The following is a 15,598-nucleotide window of genomic DNA, read 5'->3' on the forward strand; positions in this document are numbered from 1 at the left end:
TCTCGAACATGTTAAAACTTCTGCTACGTCCGGTCATTTTCGTCACGATTGTGATGAGCATCCTGGTGATAGGCGAGTTACTGGCCATTGGCCGCCTGACCTGGCGCAACCACGAGCGGATACAAACCATAGAAACCGATATTGGCAAAGGCCGCTATTTGGAGGAAACGATTTTTGAATTGTTGGAACTGCAATCGCAACTGGCGTTGCACCGCAGTAATCCTGACGTAGCCGCCGAGCAGATCAACGACATTCAAGACCGGCTGCTGGATTTATTACAAACGCACAATAAAAGTTCTGAATTCGCGTCCGCAGTCGATCTAAACACCTTACAAACCAAATTTGCCGCCGCCAGCAACGGCGACGCGAAAGCATTAATCGATTCGGTGAATATGATTCGGCAAGTGCTGGACCGGCAGACTAACGAAGAAGAGAAAATGCTGATCGGCGTCGAGGACGACAGTCAACTGGAACTGCAATTGGCCGTTATTCTGCCTTTGCTGCTGTTTTGGATCGGCCATTATTTTTTTCGAAATAACGTGTTGGAACCACTGGATGCGCTGCGCGATTTATTGTCCGGCCTGGCGGAAGGTGTTAAGCAGCCTATCAGACGCGAGACGGCAGATCCGATTTTGCGCGACTTATTCGACCGCTACAATCACTTGGTCGACCATTTAATCGAACTGGAACAGGAACATTTACATTACACCAATCGCCTGGAGCAACAAGTACGACAAACCAGTCACGCATTATTGGAGCAAAGCCAGCGCCTGGCCAAAGCCGAGCGCTTGGCGGCCTTGACCGAAATGGCTGCTAGCACCGCCCACGAACTGCGCAATCCGCTGGCGATTATTCAAGCGGCCTTAGAGAACTTGTTGTGCGAAGCCAGCGACCCGGACCTGCGCCAACGCATCGGTCTATTGCATAGCGAAGTGCAACGCTTGACCAACCACCTTAATGACCTGCTCAGTTCGGCGCGCCATCGCAACAAAATTGCCCAGCCTACCGATGTGAATGCGGTGGTCAACGACTTGATCACGCTATTCAAATACCAGGCAACCGATAAAATCCAATTTACTGTGCAGGGAAAAGCCGACAGTTCCTTGATGTTGCCGGAAATCGAATTCCGGCAAGCGCTATTAAATCTGTTGCAAAACGCCGTGCAGGCAATCGGCACCCGCAGTGGCAGCGTGCAGGTGCATATTACTCAAGACGCTCAGCGCCTGTCGGTGACAGTGATCGACAGCGGCGACGGCTTTGGCGAGGCGTTTTTACGGCAAGGCATCCGCCCCTTCGTCAGCCTGAAGGAAAATGGCAGTGGCTTGGGGCTGGTCATGGTGCAACGTTTCGCCAAAGATCTGAGCGGCCAACTTAAACTCGACAACGACGCCGCCGGCCACGGCCGAGTGAGCCTGAGTATTCCTTTGACTTGAACTGACTTCCCTGAGCAAAAATCAGCGATGGACCGGCGAACTCCGGTAAGTCGCATACAATGCCGTAACTCGCAAACCAGCCACGACCATGATGACCAATACCCTATTAATAATCGAAGATGAAGCCCTGTTAGCCTCCGAATTGGCACGCTACTTTAGCAAGGGTGGCTGGGAAGTCAGCATTGCCCACTCCCTGCAACAAGCCGAACAGTTTCTGAGCGGACAAGCGCTGGACCCATTGGTGGTGTTATCGGACATGAACCTGCCGGATGGCAACGCCCTGGACTTGCTGGAAAAACTTAAACCGGAAATCGGCAGCAGCGAATGGGTATTTCTCACTGGCTACGGCAGCGTTGCCGATTCGGTGCGGGCCGTGCGCCTGGGCGCTTACGACTTTATCGAAAAACCTTGTGCACTGGACCGATTAAATCTCTTGGTGGAAGGCGCCGCCCGCAGCGCTCGCGCCCAACGCCGCCTGGAACAACAAACGGCCTCGCAGAACCATCAATACAGCATCGACAGTTTGATCGGCTCCAGCCCGGCCATGACCCAATTACGGGCCATGCTGAAACAAATCGCCAATGTGCCTTTCTCCAGCCTGATCGTCAGCGGCGAAACCGGCACCGGTAAAGGCATGATCGCCCGTATTCTGCACTATTCCGGCAGCCGTGCTGCCGCGCCGCTGGTGGAAATCAACTGCGCCGCGCTACCGCGCGAACTGCTGGAAGCCGAGTTATTCGGTTACGAAGCCGGTGCTTTTACCGGCGCGAAAAAACGCCATCGCGGCCTGTTCGAGCAAGCGCACACCGGCACGCTGTTTCTGGATGAAATCGGCGAAATGGATCTGGATTTACAGAGCAAGCTGTTAAAAGCCGTGGAAGATTTACGCATCCGCCGGGTGGGCGGCGAAGCGGAGATTAATATCGATGTACAAATCATCGCCGCCACCAATCTGGACCTGGTGGAAAAAGTTGCCGAAGGCTTATTTCGCCGCGATTTGTACCATCGTTTAAACGTGATCAACATCCGCATGCCGGCCCTGCGCGAACACAAACAGGACCTGGATCAATTGGTGCCGCAATTCATAGCCGAATGCAATCGCAAATCGGCCAAATCGGTCAGCCATATTTCGGAGCAAGCCTGGCAGGCGCTGAAAAGCTACGATTGGCCCGGCAATATCCGTGAATTGCACAATGTACTGGAACGTTGCGTGTTGTTGTCCAACGATCATAATTTACCGGTGGAATGGTTGCAGTTACAAGCCCCGCAAGCCGCCGCTGCGCATCACAATGCCAAAGTCAATCAGGAAGGCGTGTTCATTCCGCTGGACGGCAGCATCAGCCTGCACGAAATGGAAAAATTCATCATCCAGGAAGCCTTGAACCGCAACGACGACAACGTCACCGGTGCCGCCCGCATGCTAGGCACCACCCGGGAAACCCTACGCTACCGCGTGCAGAAATATCATTTGAAATGTAAGTTTTGAGCGAGCAGGCTGGTAGCCGGGAGTACTTTATCGCGGACAAAAAAATGCGCCCTGACCACCCGAATTACTTCGACCAACCAGAGCGCCACGTCCACACATGAGAACAGGTAGGAGTAACAACACAAGCTAAGTATTGCAAGGTTGATGCCAAATAGCCGATTCCTTGATTTTGCTGGATTTGTGATGTTTATGACTGATAAAAGACCGGTAGATTTGCACCAGATGCAACCGGAATTTGTCTGAAATGCACCAGGATGGCTCAGATAAAAAGCACATTTGAACAGCCAACAAAACCCACTGTGGATGATTGCGTCCGAGAACCGCAGCGTTCTACAAAATTTGTCGGACGTTCCCGTTCGGAGCTCGGCGATTGGACAAAATAACTCCAATGTTCGAGCTCACCATGAGAATGCCCGAGTTATTTTGCAGAGTAGTCGAGAAAAAAAGCTCGGCCGTTCTACCAGCGAACTCCATTGTTCTACAAAATTTGTCGGACGTTCCCGTTCAGAGCTCGGCGATTGGACAAAATTACTACAATGTTCGAGCTCGCCACTAGAATGCCCGAGTTATTTTGGAGAACGGTCGAGAAAAAAGCTCGGCCGTTCTACCAGCGAACTCCATTGTTCTACAAAATTTGTCCGCTGTTCCCGTTCTGAGCTCGGCGATCGGACAAAATAACTCCAATGTTCGAGCTCACCGTGAGAATGCCCGAGTTATTTTGGAGAGTAGTCGAGAAAAAGCTCGGCCGCTCTAGACCCACGTGCGACTGGGATGGTTTTCTTCCCGTATGCCGCGCCGAGCACCGGAGCTTTTGAACGGATTTGCCCGCAGGGGTGCGGCAGGGATGCGGCGCGTTGCCGAAGGGGCAGGAAGCCCCTTTCGGTAACCCCGTTCAAAAGCGAGGAGCGCAGGGAACAAGCGGCATCCGGGTGTCTTTTCTTTTGGGTACTTTTCTTTGGACAAGCAAAGAAAAGTATCGCGGTTGTCGGTCCGCGAACCGACATTAAAACCAGCCGTCGCGTTAGCGACACAAAACGCAAAAGCCTATTCACCGCGTGGGCACAAAAACCGTGCCCACCCTACCCGGCTACAAAATTGGGATGGTCTTGCTCCCGTATGCCGCGCCGAGCACCGGAGCTTTTGAACGGAATAGCCCGTAGGGGCGATGCAGGGATGCGGCGCGTTGCCGAAGGGGCAGGAAGCCCCTTTCGGCAACCCCGTTCAAAAGCGAGGAGCGCAGGGAACAAGCGGCATCCGGGTGGCCTTTTCTTTGGATACTTTCTTTTGGCCAAACAAAAGAAAGTATCGCGGTTGTCGGTCCGCGAACCGACATTAAAATAAGTCGTAGCAAATTCACACTATGCGTACGATTACGCGACCGCCAATCTTACCTACGCGGGCTCTCGTTGGAACGGTTAGGCCTGCGTGCTTGCATCGTACTGACCAAGAAAAGCTCCAACTTCTTCGGCTGATGCTTCGGACAGGCCGAGCAGCTTCATCTCCTGAAACCACGCAGCGACCGCTACTTTCTGCGTGTCCATGGGTGCACCTTTCACCGGAAGAAGATGCTTTTGCCAAAGTTGGACCTCTTCGGTTACAACAGTCTTCGACCTTCCGAAAATCTGCGCCATCTTCACCAAGTAGGGCGCCAAAGCCTCGAGATCCAATTCCGCTGGCGACGACCACTTGGCATCTTTGAAACAATCTGCGTAGATGGAGAGTTGCTTCAACTGATCCAGGATGTCCGGGTGATCAGAATCTGAATCCACCAGTGGACGAAGTTCGTCTAAGGTCTTTGCTCCACATTGAACTAGGTCACCGAAGATCCAGAGAGTGTTCTTCTTGGTGTGGCTTCGATAGGCCTTCCACAGTTCCGCCCACTCCTTTTCCTCACAAGCGGTGACCATCTGGCGGAGGATGGTCACTTTCCCTGACTCTTCGATGCTCAGTATTGCGAGGGCGACAGCAGATGGCACGCGTCCGGCTCTCAAGAGTGATTCAGCGTCCTCAGCTAGTCGCTCTGCATTCTTAAGGGCGCGTGTCATGCCTTCGGCAATTTGCTCCGGAGTCAACTTACTGCGGTATTGAGGAAGTCGAGCCATGGGTAGTTCGCGGGCCTAACAAATGATTAATAAGTTTCTGTATACCATCCCAACAATCTCCCTACACTACCAACCTCGGCACTGCCGCCAACAACTTCTGAGTATACGGATGCTCCGGCGCCCCACAAACCTTCGCAGTCAAGCCTTCTTCTACAATCTTCCCCTTATACATCACCACCGTCCGATCACTGAGATACTCCACCACCCCAATGTTATGCGTAATAAACAAAAGGGTCAGATTCCGCCGCCGCCGAATATCCAGCAGCAATTGCAAAATTTCCGCCTGCACCGACACATCCAGCGCGCTGGTGATTTCGTCGCACACCACAAACTCCGGATTCAAGGCCAAAGCCCGCGCCAAGCCAATACGTTGGCGTTGGCCGCCGGAAAACTCGTGCGGGTAGCGCCACAGCGATTCGCGGCTAAGTTGCATGTCTTCCAGCAGTTGCCCGGCCAGCTCGATACGCTGCTCTTGATTGGCACCGATGCCATGCACCTTCATGGGTTCGGTCAGAGTAGTTTCCACCAGTAAACGAGGATTGAGCGAGGATTGTGGGTCTTGAAAGGCAATCTGCATCTTGCGACGCAGAGGCCTAAGTTCACGCGCAGATAGACCGGTGAGCTCCTGGCCGTCGATCCGTATACTGCCGGCAGTGGGCCGTTCCAATTGCAACACCGCGCGGCCCAAGGTGGTTTTGCCGCAGCCGGACTCCCCAACCAAGGCGACGATTTCACCGCGCGGAATGTCCAGTGACACTTCGTCCACTGCTTTTACATAATCGACTGTTTGCCGGAACAAACCTTTTTTAATCGGAAACCAAACTTTCAAGTCGCGGATTTGCAGCAGCGGTTCTCCCAGCTTCGTCACTATCTGGGGGGAAATCTTATCGGTATCCCCATCGACCCGAGCCGGACTGTTAGTCTCCTCTCGCCTTTGAGGAGGCTGTCGCAAAAGCTCCCTCTCCTCGCGGGAGAGGGTTGGGGTGAGGGGGATCGAATCAGGTAAAGCATCGATTCGCACGCCCTCACCCTGCCCTCTCCCGGCGGGAGAGGGTTCGGTTTTGGCTTCTACGCCGGGCTCATCTGGCAGAGAGCTATCATTCGAAACATTTTGCGTTGACTGTAGCCTTAAGCCGGCGCGCTCCAGTACGGAAAGCAGTTTTTTATCGCTCTTACTCAGCAACTCATCCGACAGAGGGGGCGAATAAGGTGACGCATCGATTTGCATCCCCTCACCCTGCCCTCTCCCGGGGGGAGAGGGTTCTGCTTCCGTTTTTACGACGGGCTCCTCTGGCAGAGGGATATCTTCCTCGCTTGGCGATTCGGCGGTTTCGGGAGCAGACGGATTCACACACCTAACCGCCCGGCCCGGTTTGGCCAGATTTTCCGGCACCGCAGCCAGCAATTGTTGGGTATAGGGATGCTGAGGATGGCGCAGTACTGATTTGCACTCGCCAACTTCCACCAGTTTGCCTTGCTGCATCACTCCTACCCAATGCGCCATTTGCGCGACCACGCCGAAATCGTGGGTGATGAACAGCATGCTCATGCCGGTGTCGTCCTGGAGTTTGCGCATCAGGCGCAAAATCTCAGCTTGTACGGTCACATCCAGCGCGGTGGTCGGCTCGTCGGCAATCAATAATTGCGGCTGGCAGGCCAGCGCCATCGCGATCATGACCCGCTGGCGTTGACCGCCGGAGAGTTGATGCGGGTAGTCGGCAAAACGGCTGGAAGCGTTGGGGATTTGCACCTGTTCCAAGGCCTTGATGGTACGTTCCATCGCTTCCGCGTCGTCCATATCGGCATGATGCAATTGCAAGGCCTCGGTGATTTGCTCGCCGATGCTCATCACCGGATTTAAGGAGGTCATCGGCTCCTGGAAAATCATTGCGATTTGTAAACCGCGCACGGCACGGATGCCCGGATCATCCAGGGTTAGCAAGTCCTGCCCGTTCAGCAAAATCTCGCCGCTGGGGTGTGAAGCCACGCCGTCCGGCAATAAGCGAATCACCGATAAGGCGCTGACCGACTTGCCGCTGCCGGATTCGCCGACCAAGCAAAAGGTTTCGCCTTTGGGGATGCTGAAACTGATGTCGTCCACCGCCCGCACTTCGCCGCCGCCGGACCTTAAATAAGTACGCAGATTGCGCACTTCCAACAAGGCCTCGCTCATGATTTGACCCCAGCCTTATCCGACAAGCGCGGGTCAATCGCATCCCGAAACGCTTCGCCGATCAGGTTGTAGGCAAACACCGTCATGAAAATCGAGCCGCCGGGAAATACCGCCATCCACCAGTTAAACGTGGAGGATTTAACGGCCTGATCCAGCATCGCGCCCCAGGATGGGGCATCGACCACGCCCAAGCCTAGAAAGCTTAAGGTTGCTTCCGACAGAATCGCTCCGGCCACCCCAAAGCTGACTGCCACCAATAAAGGCGCGACGCCGTTGGGCAGCATGTGGCGGAATAGGATTGAGGTTAAGGGCAAACCACTGGCGACCGCCGCCTGCACGTAATCTTGTTTGCGCAGTTTCAAAAATTCCTGACGCACGTAACGCGCGTACCCAGACCAACCGGTGACGCCGATGATCACCATCATCATGTACAAACTGCGACCAAAGAAGGCCACGAAAGTCAGCAGTAGAAACAGCGTGGGAATGTCTTCGAAAATCTCTACTAGGCGCATGCCCAGCATATCGACGATACCGGAGAAATAGCCCATCAAGCCGCCGACCACGATACCGATAGCCAAAGCAATGCCGGAGGCAATCAGGCCGATGCTTAAGGAAATTCGGCAGGCATGGATCATTCGGCTTAACACGTCGGCACCATTTTCTTCCGTGCCCATCCAATGGGTATGGCCTTCGGTGGCGAATGGCGCTTCCAGGCCTTTGCTGCCCAAGTCGCGCAGATAATCGACCGGCGCATAGGGGATGGGTGGCATGATTTTCCAATCCACTTGCGTGTAAGCGCTGCTGCGGAAGTCGTCGTAGATTACCAAGGCCGGCGGTTTGACAAACATATTCACCGCTAAGGCAGCCAAGGCACTGCCCAGTAAAAATAACAAAATCTGCTTGCCGCCAGCCAAGCTAAGCCGATAAACCGCCAAAGCGATAAAAAAGCTGGCCAAAATCCAGGCATCTTCGACGCTTAGGTACTCCAACACCGGCGCGGAAATCACGCCATCTTTGCTCATCAGCAGCGGCATGGAGTTGGCCAGAAACGGTGCAAAAACTGCGCAGAACACCAACAGCGCCACCCAACCCAAGCCAAATTTGACGCCGACGCCAGCCAGGGTTTTGCGCCAGATACGCGCAGAAAAAGATTCGCGGCTGATCACGGGCTTAGTCATAACTCACCCGCGGATCGGCCAGGGTGTAACAGAAATCGGCGATCAAATAGCCAATCAGCGTCAGAAAACCGCTAATCCAGGTAATCGACAACACCAACTCGCGGTCGCGGCCTTTCACCGCTTCCACAGCCAATTGACCCATGCCGTTGATGCTGAAAATATTTTCGACGATCAAGGAACCGGCCAGCAAACTGGGCAGTAGACCAGCGGAGACGGTAATCAAGGGCAGTAGGCTGTTGCGGAATACGTGCTTCCAGAGCACATCGTTCTCAGCCAGACCTTTGGCGCGCGCGGTGCGGGCGTAATCGGCATGCAGATTTTCCAAAATCGAGGTGCGGGTCAATTTGGTCAGCGCGGCAAAGCCGCCGTAGGAGAGACAGATCACCGGCAAAATCAAATGCCAGATTCTGTCCAACAAGAAACCCCTCACAAATCCGCCCTCCTCCCAATGCGGCAGGAAAGGCATGTCTTGCGCTTCCAGACTACTGATGCCAGCAGTGGGGAACCATTGAAAATGCTGGATGTTGGCAAAAAACCCTAGCAGCAACACCCCGGCCAGCATGGTGGGTATCGACCACAAAGCCAGCATCGACATCCCCGCGCCGACATCGAATGCACTACCGCGTTGGGTAGCGGCCTTCATCCCCACCATGATGGCGATGATATAGGTAAGCGGCAACGTGACTAGATTTAGCAACAAGGTGATCGGAATTCGTTCGGCCAGAATGTCCGACACCGGCCGGCCATACTGAAAGCTGGTACCTAGATCCATGCCCTTGCTAAACGAAAATTCACCGCGCTGGCCTTGGGCGTCGGTAACGAAACCAATAGGTGAGACATTATTCAGCCAACGCAGATATTGCACCGGTGCCGGCTGATCCAGGCCATAGCGCTTATTGTAATAATCCAGCAGAGCCTGCTTTTCCTGCGGCTTCATGTCCATGCCGCCGATTAAAGTCTGCGCAGTGATGCCGCCCGGCGACATCGCCATCACGCTGAACACCAACACGGTAATCCCCAACAGCGTGGGGATCATCAACAGCAGGCGCCTTAGTAGATAAGTCAACATCGGCGAGTCCTTGGCCTATTGGGTGTATTTTTGCTGCGCCAGTGGTACGTAGTTTTCCAGCGGCAAGGAGCCGAAGTTCAAACCCAGTTTGGTCATTTGCAGGTTGTGGATGCGCTTGTCGACGAACAGCAGGCTCTTGCGGCGCATTAAAAAGGTGTAGGGTTGGTCTTCGTAAAGAATATGCTCGGCTTGCTGCCAGAGCGGCATCCGTTTGCTTTCATCGACGGTGCGACGGGCGTCGTCGATTAACTTATCCAGCGCCGGATTTTTGTAACTGACGTAGTTATCGCCTTTACTGACGGCTTGCGAGCTATGGAAGATTTGGTACAAATCGGTTTCGATACCGCTGGTCCAGCCCAGGGTAATCGCATCGAAGTCTTTTTTATCAAGATTTTCCAGCATCACCGGCCATTCTTGCGGAGTCGGGATCATCTTCACACCGGCGCGGGCGTATAAGTCTTTCAGCAACAGGACCATGCGTTTGGTGTCTTCGTTGGCTTGAAAGTAGGTCAGTTTAAATTCGAAGGGCTGGCCCGATTTGTCTTCCAGTACGCCGTCGCCGTTTTTATCCTGATAGCCAGCGTCTTTCAGTAGCGCCTTGGCTTTGTCCAAATCCGCTTGATATGGTTGTATGGCCGCATCGTGCTGTTTACTTGCTTTACTGAATGGACTGACGGCCGGCTCGGCATAATCCAACATCACATCCTTTATTACCCGACTGACGTCGGTCAGATAAGTCATGGCCTGGCGCACGCGTTTATCAGCGAAACGGGTTGGCTTGCCGCCGCGCTCTTGGTTCCAGCCTATGTAGCTGTAGCCGACGACCGGCGGCATGTATTCGAAGTTTTGGCTCTTGGCTTGGATTTGCGGATCTTTTTTCAGCTCTTGATATTCGACCGGCCGCGCCGAATAAGAGTCGATGTCGCCATTACGAAAGGTGGTTAAGCGAGCGCTATCGTTTTGGATGATTTTCCAGAGAATCCGATGATAAGACGGTTGCACGTCGCCCCAGTAACGTTCGTTGCGTACCAGTTCTACATTGCCCTTGTCCGGCGTCCAGTTTTTCGGATCGGCCAGCCGATAAGGGCCGCTACCCAACAACAACCCTTTGGATTCGTTAAATTTTTGCGGCTCTTTCAGATAAGGTTCGTAAAAATGCTTGGGCATGATGCCGATGCCACCGGCCAAAGACAAGGCTTCGAAATACGGCTCTTTGAAGGTAAACACCACTTCGTATTTACCGTTAGCTTTGACGCTTTTGACTTTTTCCAGGTAAGCCCGTTCGCGTGGCGCCTGGATCGCATCGGTCATGATGAAATCGAAACTGAACACCACATCGTCGGCAGTCAGCGGTTGACCGTCCGAGAAACTGACGTCCTCGCGCATCCGGAAGCTAATCACCAAGCCGTCTTCGCTGATGGTCCAGTCCTTAGCCACCAAACCTTCCCATTCCAAGGTGTCTGGGTTACGGGTAATCAGACTCTCCAGCACATAACTTTGCACATTGGAGGCATAAGCATCACTGGACACCAGCGGCGTGATGGTTTTTAGGTTGGTCCCAAAGGCTTCCACGCTCCAGTCGCCCTGGGCGTAATCCGGCATACGACTCGCAGCATGCGCGCGTTGAAAGGCCTGGGCGATGTCACCGCTCGCGGTGGCGTTCACGGAAGGGTTGGCGGCGGCAATCGCTCCGGAAGCAATCGCCCCGCGCAATTCGCGCATATCCTTAGCTTGCTCAGACAGCGCGGCTTGCATTTCGCTCAATTTCAGCCATTGCCGGTCGATTTGATACATCGCCAACACGATCAGCAAGATAGTCAAACTAAGTAGCGAGTAGAGAATCCAGTCTCGGGTAGTTGATTGTGTTTGCATGTTTCCAGTGTTTCGCAGAAATTAAACAGAAACTTGAGCGACGCTTTTGCTTGATGGTCAGAGCTATCCGGATAGCTTACGGGGCTTATCGATAATCCGCCTTTGCAAAAACGTCAGGTGTCCTTACTTTTAACCCGGTGGGTAGCCGCCGCGCTAGCCACCGGGGTACAACTCTATAGCAAATTGGCGATAGGTGCCTCGGGATTGACGTCGGCATCATAATCCACCCCGTCTACCTCAAAACCGAACAACTTCAGAAACTCATGTTTGTAACCGGCAAAATCGCTCAATTCGTTGATATTGTCATTGTTGATTTGTTCCCACAAAGCGTTGACTTTGTCTTGCACTTGCGGCTGCAGTTCTTTCAAATCGGCGCGCAGGCGACCGGTCTCGTCCAGGCTGGGATTGACACCGTAAAGACTGTCGCGGAACAAGCCGTTGACCTGTTCGATACAACCTTCGTGTGTACCCTCTGCCTTCATGGTTTTGAACAGCAAGGCCAGATATAAGGGCATGACCGGAATCGCTGCACTGGCTTGGGTAACCACGGCTTTTAGTACCGACACCCTAGCGTCGCCACCCAAAGTAGCTAACTTGCTGCGGATATCGATGACACGTTTGTCCAAGTCCTTTTTCGCCGCACCGATGGTGCCGTGCCAATAAATATCCCAAGTGATTTTTTCGCCAAGATAGGTATAAGCCGTGGTTTTAGCACCTTCCGCCAAGACGCCGGCATCGGCTAACGCATCGATCCACATTTGCCAGTCTTCACCGCCCATTACCGCAACGGTGTTGGCGATTTCTTCCTCGGTGGCCGCCGGCAGGGTAAATTCCTTGATGATCTCTTTGTCGGTGTCGATACCGTTTTGCACCAAATCCTTGCCGATTGGTTTTAACGTAGAGTTATGGGTGATACCGGTTTTAGGATTGGTCCGGCGCGGGGCGGCCAGGCTGTATATCACCAGATCGACTTTGCCCAAATCTTGTTTGATGGCATCTATGGTTTTTTGTTTGATCTCGTCGGAAAAGGCGTCGCCATTGATGCTTTTGGCATACAGGCCTTCCGCTTCCGCAAATTTATGAAACGCTGCCGAATTGTACCAACCTGGGGTGCCTGGCTTATCGGCGGTACCTTCCCGCTCAAAAAACACCCCCAGGGTTTTCGCGCCTGAACCGAAACCAGAGACAATTCGCGAGGCCAGGCCGTAACCAGTGGAAGCACCCAGAATCAGCACATTCTTCGGGCCGTCCGGAATGGTGCCGAAGCTTTTGACGTAGTCGATTTGCTGTTTGACATTGGCTTCGCAGCCGACCGGGTGGGTGGTGACGCACATAAATCCGCGTACGCGAGGTTTGATAATCATGTTGTTCCTTACATCGAGCTAATAAAAATTAAGACGGGAGCTGCTTCAGCAAGCTTTTTTAGTTATAGATTTTAAAGTTTATCCCATGAGTTGACCGAACAGGAAAATAATATCGATACGTTCCGGATCGAAAAACCACCGTATTCGGCTTTCTGCGGCTATGTTAATAAACGTCAGCCTAAAAGCCAATGCGGGTTGGACGCTGCCAGCTGTTAACGCACCGGGCAACGGTTATAGCGGGAGTCTCAAAGTCCCTGCCTACAATCCGCAACAAAATCATCTTTGGTAAGCAGCTAACCGCTTAAACAAGCAAAAAAAAGGGAGCGCTAAGCTCCCTTTTTGCAGGTCCACCTTACGGTTTACTGTTTTTGCGTATTGATAACGATCTCAGCTTTAGTTTGCAGCGCATTCAATACTGCTTCCATCTGCGCTTTACCGAAGGCAGTAGAGATGTTTTTGGCAATCAAGGCTTGTTTACTTTTGTCGCTGTCCGACATCACACCCTCGTTGACACTGTTAACGCTAACCACCAATTTACCGCCCTTGGCTTCGTCGATTACTGCCACGCTAGGCTGACCTGCCTTAGGTTTGGCAGTTCTAAAAATCTCCTGAGTGACGGCCGCCGGCAAATCACTAGCAGTACGCGTCAAGCCATTGATTTTTTTGGTTTGCAAATGCAGCGCTTCGGCAATTTGCACAAGCGTTTTACCGCCAGCCAATTCCTGCTTAATTTTATCGGCAGTGGCGATGGCCTGTTGTTTTGCTCTATCTTGCTGAATCGCAGCAATGACCTGCGCTTTAACATCCTTGAGTTCCCTGCTGGCGGCAGGTTGATGCGATAACATGCGCAACACCACGACTTTGTCACCGCCAATTTCCAGCGGTTCGCTGTTGCTGCCTTTTAACACATCTTCGGAAAACGCAGCCGCCCGAACTTTCTCGTCGGTAGCGATACCTTCACCCGCCGCGCGAGTGAAGGCTTCGGTCTTGCTGGTCGCACCACCCAACAATTGCGCAACCGCCGCCAAACTATCAGGATTTTCGTAACTAACTTCCGCAACTTTCTCGGCCAAGGTGTTAAATTTGGCTTCGGCCTGCGCTTTTTGATAAGCCTTGCTGACTTCTGCTTTTACCGCTTCGTATGGCTTCACGTCACCCGGTATCAACTCGGTGACTTTAATCAAATGATAACCAAAAGCCGATTTAACGGGTTCGGAGACTTCGCCCAGTTTTAAACTGCTAGCGGCATCTTCAAAGGCTTTTTCCATCACCCCGACGTTGAATAAACCCAAGTCGCCGCCATTTTTCGCGGTTAGCTTATCGTCGGACACTTCAGCGGCCAGGGCGGCAAAATCCTTGCTTTTCAGTTCTTGTTTCGCCTTCAGTGCTTTTTGCAGCGCAAGCTCGTCAGCCGTTTTATCCTTGCTGAACGCGAACAGAATATGGCTGATTTTTCTACGCTCTTTCGTGGTGAATTGGACTTTTTGTTCTTCGTAATAAGCTTTTAACTGCTCTTCGCTAGGTTTAATCTCCGCGGCCAGTTTATCCAACGATAATTCCACGTATTCGATAGCCACCTGCTCGGGAGTCTGATAAGCATCCTGATGCTGCTGGTAATAAGCGGTAATTTCTTCTTCGCCAGGCTGTTGACTGACCGGGGTTAACGGTACGGTCACATATTCGACATCGCGGGTTTGGTTCTGGATTTTAAAGAAGTTATTGATTTCCGCCGGCGTCACGAAGCTGCTATCCACCACGGCGCGTTGAAACTGCTCCATCACCAAGGCTTTTTTGATGCGATTGACGAACTCGGCGGAAGACATACCCTGTGAACCGAGCATGGTTTGGTATTGAGTCTTATCGAATTTACCGTCTTTTTGGAAATACTCCAGGGTTTGAATGAAATCTCTGGCCGTCTCATCGCTAACCAACAGGTTTTGATCCTGAACGTATTGCAACAACACCTCGTCGCGAACCAGCTTTTGCAAAGCCTGTTTTTTTATCGTCTCTTCGTCGAACTTCATCCCTGCCAGATTTTGAGCGTATTGCTGATATGCCTGACTGACATCGCGCTGAAAAAACTCCTTATCGCCGACAGACACCACTGGCGCTTCTTTACCGCCGCCAAGATAGTTTTGGATGCCCCACAATCCGAAAAGCACACAAATCAAAATCAATATGATCGATGCAAACAGACCGTGCACCTTTTCTCTAATCTCTAAAAGCATAAACGCTGTCCTTAAACAGTATTAAACCCGAATGCTTCAGGCCATAAAATTAACAGGCAAAAAAAAACCTCGGACCATACGGCCCGAGGTTTCTGTTTTGGCGGAGCGGACGGGGCTCGAACCCGCGACCCCCGGCGTGACAGGCCGGTATTCTAACCAACTGAACTACCGCTCCAAAGTCTGGTGGGTGCTGAGGGGTTCGAACCCCCGACCCTCGCCTTGTAAGGGCGATGCTCTCCCAGCTGAGCTAAGCACCCGACTAAAGAGCGGCTAGTTTACAGCATCTTTTAAAGATTTGCCAGCTTTAAATGAAGGAATTTTCGCGGCTTTGATAGTGATCTCTTCGCCGGTTTGCGGATTACGGCCTTTACGTTCTGCTCTTTCTTTAACATCGAATGTGCCGAAGCCCACCAAGGCAACGGAATCGCCTTGTTTCAAAGCATCTTCTACTGCTTTGATAAAACCATCTAAAGCACGACCTGCATCAGCTTTAGTTAACTGTGACGCACTGGCGATTGCATCGATAAGTTCCGATTTATTCATTTATTTCCCCTTAGGATGTCGTTGTATTAATTATGCTCAGCAAACAAATGCTTGGATTTGCCCGCTAACCGGTTTTCCACCAACCCGATTTACAGCCTCCCCTGGTGCGAGAGGCCGACATTTATATCAATCGCCTGCAAGCGATGTCAA

The 15,598-nt window shown here is 52.6% G+C and carries 10 protein-coding genes and 2 tRNA genes; 2 read left to right on the plus strand and 10 right to left on the minus strand.

What is annotated here, in order from left to right; all coding sequences use genetic code 11:
- The first annotated feature begins 8 nt into the window (after positions 1 to 8).
- On the plus strand, positions 9 to 1,433 hold the full coding sequence (locus G006_RS0109315) for a sensor histidine kinase (protein WP_020482916.1): 1,425 nt from the start codon (positions 9 to 11) through the stop codon (positions 1,431 to 1,433).
- Positions 1,434 to 1,524: 91 nt separating this feature from the next.
- Positions 1,525 to 2,919 carry a sigma-54-dependent transcriptional regulator gene (locus G006_RS0109320; RefSeq protein WP_020482917.1) on the plus strand — a complete coding sequence of 465 codons (1,395 nt, stop codon included), beginning with the start codon at positions 1,525 to 1,527 and terminating at the stop codon, positions 2,917 to 2,919.
- A gap of 1,415 nt (positions 2,920 to 4,334) precedes the next feature.
- Here the strand turns inward: G006_RS0109320 and G006_RS0109325 are convergent.
- The 10 genes from G006_RS0109325 to G006_RS0109370 form a co-directional block, all read right to left on the minus strand.
- The gene (locus tag G006_RS0109325) at positions 4,335 to 5,021 is read right to left on the minus strand and encodes an AbiV family abortive infection protein (protein ID WP_020482918.1); all 687 of its coding nucleotides are present in this window, start codon (positions 5,019 to 5,021) and stop codon (positions 4,335 to 4,337) included.
- 61 nt (positions 5,022 to 5,082) lie between these two features.
- On the minus strand, positions 5,083 to 7,194 hold the full coding sequence (locus G006_RS28800) for an ABC transporter ATP-binding protein (protein WP_020482919.1): 2,112 nt from the start codon (positions 7,192 to 7,194) through the stop codon (positions 5,083 to 5,085).
- Positions 7,191 to 8,372, minus strand: coding sequence for an ABC transporter permease (locus G006_RS0109335; protein ID WP_020482920.1), 1,182 nt, complete (start codon positions 8,370 to 8,372; stop codon positions 7,191 to 7,193). The genes G006_RS28800 and G006_RS0109335 overlap by 4 nt, the downstream gene beginning before the upstream one ends.
- Positions 8,365 to 9,441, minus strand: coding sequence for an ABC transporter permease (locus G006_RS0109340; RefSeq protein WP_020482921.1), 1,077 nt, complete (start codon positions 9,439 to 9,441; stop codon positions 8,365 to 8,367). The genes G006_RS0109335 and G006_RS0109340 overlap by 8 nt, the downstream gene beginning before the upstream one ends.
- 15 nt (positions 9,442 to 9,456) lie before the next feature.
- A complete protein-coding gene (locus G006_RS0109345) occupies positions 9,457 to 11,313 on the minus strand; it encodes a peptide-binding protein (RefSeq protein ID WP_026146939.1) in 1,857 nt (618 codons plus the stop codon).
- Between the two features lie 173 nt (positions 11,314 to 11,486).
- Positions 11,487 to 12,677 (minus strand): enoyl-ACP reductase FabV, encoded by a 1,191-nt coding sequence (gene fabV / locus G006_RS0109350; protein ID WP_020482923.1) that lies wholly within the window; start codon positions 12,675 to 12,677, stop codon positions 11,487 to 11,489.
- A 359-nt stretch (positions 12,678 to 13,036) separates the two neighbouring features.
- Entirely contained in the window at positions 13,037 to 14,905 is a 1,869-nt protein-coding gene (locus tag G006_RS0109355) for a SurA N-terminal domain-containing protein (protein WP_026146940.1), read from the minus strand.
- A gap of 98 nt (positions 14,906 to 15,003) precedes the next feature.
- Positions 15,004 to 15,080: transfer RNA gene (locus G006_RS0109360), tRNA-Asp, on the minus strand.
- 6 nt (positions 15,081 to 15,086) lie between these two features.
- A tRNA-Val gene (locus tag G006_RS0109365) sits at positions 15,087 to 15,162 on the minus strand.
- Between the two features lie 13 nt (positions 15,163 to 15,175).
- Positions 15,176 to 15,448, minus strand: coding sequence for an HU family DNA-binding protein (locus tag G006_RS0109370; RefSeq protein ID WP_020482925.1), 273 nt, complete (start codon positions 15,446 to 15,448; stop codon positions 15,176 to 15,178).
- Between the last annotated feature and the right edge of the window lie 150 nt (positions 15,449 to 15,598).

The sequence above is a fragment of the Methylomonas sp. MK1 genome, assembly GCF_000365425.1.
Taxonomy (GTDB): domain Bacteria; phylum Pseudomonadota; class Gammaproteobacteria; order Methylococcales; family Methylomonadaceae; genus Methylomonas.

Bases quoted from the DNA above. Each gene is read 5' to 3' on its own strand.
- fabV (WP_020482923.1), bottom strand. From the start codon at position 12,677: ATGATTATCAAACCTCGCGTACGCGGATTTATGTGCGTCACCACCCAC.
- G006_RS0109335 (WP_020482920.1), bottom strand. From the start codon at position 8,372: ATGACTAAGCCCGTGATCAGCCGCGAATCTTTTTCTGCGCGTATCTGG.
- G006_RS0109370 (WP_020482925.1), bottom strand. From the start codon at position 15,448: ATGAATAAATCGGAACTTATCGATGCAATCGCCAGTGCGTCACAGTTA.
- G006_RS28800 (WP_020482919.1), bottom strand. From the start codon at position 7,194: ATGAGCGAGGCCTTGTTGGAAGTGCGCAATCTGCGTACTTATTTAAGG.
- G006_RS0109340 (WP_020482921.1), bottom strand. From the start codon at position 9,441: ATGTTGACTTATCTACTAAGGCGCCTGCTGTTGATGATCCCCACGCTG.
- G006_RS0109315 (WP_020482916.1), top strand. From the start codon at position 9: ATGTTAAAACTTCTGCTACGTCCGGTCATTTTCGTCACGATTGTGATG.
- G006_RS0109345 (WP_026146939.1), bottom strand. From the start codon at position 11,313: ATGCAAACACAATCAACTACCCGAGACTGGATTCTCTACTCGCTACTT.
- G006_RS0109355 (WP_026146940.1), bottom strand. From the start codon at position 14,905: ATGCTTTTAGAGATTAGAGAAAAGGTGCACGGTCTGTTTGCATCGATC.
- G006_RS0109325 (WP_020482918.1), bottom strand. From the start codon at position 5,021: ATGGCTCGACTTCCTCAATACCGCAGTAAGTTGACTCCGGAGCAAATT.
- G006_RS0109320 (WP_020482917.1), top strand. From the start codon at position 1,525: ATGACCAATACCCTATTAATAATCGAAGATGAAGCCCTGTTAGCCTCC.